Source organism: Lactiplantibacillus sp. YT640, assembly GCF_049745435.1.
GTDB classification, from domain to species: domain Bacteria; phylum Bacillota; class Bacilli; order Lactobacillales; family Lactobacillaceae; genus Lactiplantibacillus; species Lactiplantibacillus plantarum.
The window spans coordinates 1-3,174 of sequence record NZ_JBMNVY010000072.1 but is presented as its reverse complement, the minus strand read 5'-3'; the positions used below and the strand labels follow the sequence as shown (position 1 = coordinate 3,174).

The 3,174-nt window shown below is 40.1% G+C and carries 3 protein-coding genes and 2 pseudogenes; all 5 read right to left on the bottom strand.

The features are described from left to right. Nucleotides 1-293: 293 nt before the first annotated feature. Nucleotides 294-452: pseudogene (locus ACOV1R_RS15895) on the bottom strand (nicotinate phosphoribosyltransferase); the annotation flags it as partial. Between the two features lie 7 nt (nucleotides 453-459). Beyond that, a protein-coding gene (locus ACOV1R_RS15890; protein WP_158179137.1) for an IS5 family transposase occupies nucleotides 460-1,247 on the bottom strand; the annotation gives its coding sequence in 2 pieces (ribosomal slippage) (nucleotides 460-995 and nucleotides 995-1,247; 789 coding nt in all). Between the two features lie 46 nt (nucleotides 1,248-1,293). Beyond that, nucleotides 1,294-1,998, bottom strand: coding sequence for an IS3 family transposase (locus ACOV1R_RS15885; RefSeq protein ID WP_099722364.1), 705 nt, complete (start codon nucleotides 1,996-1,998; stop codon nucleotides 1,294-1,296). Next, a complete protein-coding gene (locus tag ACOV1R_RS15880; protein ID WP_217203448.1) occupies nucleotides 1,995-2,531 on the bottom strand; it encodes a helix-turn-helix domain-containing protein in 537 nt (178 codons plus the stop codon). Before ACOV1R_RS15880 ends, ACOV1R_RS15885 begins: the two co-directional genes overlap by 4 nt. 109 nt (nucleotides 2,532-2,640) lie before the next feature. After that, a pseudogene (locus ACOV1R_RS15875) lies at nucleotides 2,641-3,174 on the bottom strand (IS30-like element ISLpl1 family transposase); the annotation flags it as partial.

Here is a 3,174-nt window from a genome sequence, read left to right as displayed (position 1 = left end):
AGCGTATTTGATTACGGTGATGACCAAAATATTGACCCCGGGTGAACATGATCAAATTACTGGTCAGTGAGCTAACTGTTACTTGATATAAACTAAAGCCACTTCTGTACTTAGCGGTCATTTGAACGCTAAGTACAGAAGTGGCTTTGGTCGTTGCTACGCGTGTTCGTTTGTTAATCTGCTAGTATCGTCATTTTATTCAACAAACTAGTTTGTAACTGGCTGAGTGTGGTCNGGTCATTTGAACGCTAAGTACAGAAGTGGCTTTGGTCGTTGCTACGCGTGTTCGTTTGTTAATCTGCTAGTATCGTCATTTTATTCAACAAACTAGTTTGTAACTGGCTGAGTGTGGTCGTCATGTAGACCGGGTAAAGATCTGGGTTGACGAGCCGCTGGGTTGTTCGTGGGAGCTCGGCAAGTTTAGCCTGGGTCGTTGCCTGAATGGTTGTAAGAACCTGTCTAATATCTTTTGAGCATCACAATCAAATAAGCTAAAACAACCATTTGGCGACTAGTACTAAGATGTCGTTCGCAATTTTTCCAAAGGCGCCGACATTTATCTAGCCAACTAAAAGTACGTTCCACTAACCAGCGTTGCGGAAGCACTTCAAATTTATGTAATTCATTACGCTTAGCCACCTGTACGGTGGCTTTTAAATTGGAATGAACAGCGGCGGAAAAGTTGTTCCCAGTGTACCCACCATCAACTAGTACTGTTTTGACGTGATTAAGATGTTCACGATATAACGTCAACATAGCAATGGCTCCTTGACGATCAGACACATTAGCCGTAGTAATGTGAATAGCTTGTGGTAAACCATTGATATCAACTGCTAAATGGCGCTTAATATCGGAAACTTTTTTACCTGCATCATAACCTTTATGCTCAGCAGTATCTGCATTTTTTACGCTTTGGGCATCGATTATAATAAATGTCGTTTTGGCTGAGCGTGATTGTAAATTACGCTGTTGAGCGATAATTTTTTTAAACAGTTATCAAGTAGCGATGCCTCTGTGACAAAAGGCGATGCAGACCAAAGCTTGTAGTAATTATAGACGGAATGCCATTCAGGAAAATCACTTGGAACTTGTCGCCATTGACAACCTGTTTTTAGGACATAGATAATCGCACAGAAGACCTCGTAGAGGTCATATTTTCGGGGCCTAGTTTGTTTTCGAAAACTTTCTAGCTCTGGTCGAATCTGTTCAAATTGTTTGCGGGTAATATTGCTTGGATAGTTTTTCATGGCTAAAACTCACTTTTTAATAAAACTATATCAGATTTTTTAGATATTAGACAGGTTCTAAGCAAGTCGCCTTACGGGACATACTCTGAAAGGTATGATGAGTTTTAAGCGTTTTTTGCCACTGCTTATGTTGGTACTGAAATCCTTGATCTGTGTGTACCGTTGTTCGATAAGGAAGCTCAGGTAGTCCATCTAATGCTTCTTTTAGTGGCTTCAACGCAAACTCAAGAGTTGGATGTGCACTAATGTTAAATGCCAAAATTTCACCCGAAAATAAATCCATGATGGGCTCTAAATAGATTCGTTCACTTTGACTCATCTGACCGTATCGAAATTCACTAACGTCGGCGACAAGTTTTTGATATGGTCGATCTGTCTTGAATCGCCGGTGTAACTTGTTTTTGGCGATTCTACCAACAACTCCTTTGTATGAGTTATATTTACGAGTTTGCTTATTAAAGGCCTGACATGTCCAGCCTTGTTCCTTCATAATTCGGAGGACGCGTTTGTGATTAACTTTAAATCCCTGTTCATGCATAACTAACGTTATGCGACGGTAACCGTATTTTTGAGTATACTTGGCATCTGTTTGGCGAATTTCATCAATGGCTTGGATAACCTGGTCATCATCATATTTTCGTCCCTGGCTGTGCTTAGTGTAATAGTACGTGCTACGTGGTATCTTAACGGCTTTGAGGATAAAACTAATCGACGTTTTGAAGACTCGCCTCAGATCATCAATTAAGGTCACGGTTTCGCGTGAGCTGATTTTTCGTGATCTAAGGCATCGAGTTTTTTTAGGAATTCATTCTCGATTCTTAACATCTTATTTTCTTGCTTGAGTTGCTTTAACTCATCTTTATCGTGGCGTGCTTGAATTTGTGCTGTTGTGGGTTTGGTTACTTTTTTATACTTATGCTTAGCCATAGTCTTTGAATCTCCTCTCACTCTATTTAGGCCACTGAGTCCCTTTAAATCAAACTTTCTTTGCCATTGCCAGATAGTACTTGGTGAAGAGAGATTGAAGTGTAGTGCTGTTTCTGAAAGCGAAGCTTGGTGCTGTTGTTTCCAGTTTAATACTTCTATCTTGAACTCACTAGAGTATTCCAAGTTCATAGGTCTCGGTTTTAATCCTGCAATGCCAAAATTATTAAAGCGATGAACCCATAGGAGAATCGTTTCATTGTTGGCAATATGGTATTTTCTGGCCAATTGAATGGAACTAATACCCGTTAAATATTGTGTCACAATAGAAATTCGTAACTCTAAATTAAATTTAGTCATAATAAAACCCCCGAGATTGTTGTCCAATCTCGGGGGTTCACTTCAACCTCGTGATGAGATGAGTGGCTTTTTGGTTGTGCCAATTTTGTAGGATTGGTAGATTGCAAATTTAATCCGAATTTTTGGACAAATTTGTCAGCATAACCTGATACGGTGTTTGCCAGTCGAGTATTTTAAGCGGTCGCTGGTTAATTTGGAGTAACGTCGTCGTTAAATCTTGAGCACTAATGTGCTCAAAACGAGTCCCTTTAGGATAAAAATAAACTCAATTCCGATTAAAGCGTTCATTACTACCACGTTCAGCTGGAGTATAAGCATGGCAGTAATAGGTCTTAATACCATATTGTGATTCAAGTGATACTAGCCCACTAAACTCAGTGCCACGGTCCACAGTAAAGCTGTGCACCGGACCATTAAAAGTGGTTAGGAACTTAGTTAGGGCTTCATTAACAGTCGCTGTCGTCCGATCTTTTAACCGGTATGCCCAAAGGAACCGTGATTTCCGATCGATTAAAGTTAATAAAACTGCCTTACTATGCCCACGAGGACCAACGACTATATCTAGTTCAAAATCGCCGATGCGATTACGTTGATTAATCATCATGGGACGCTGTTCAATTGATCGCCCCAAAGATTGATTATA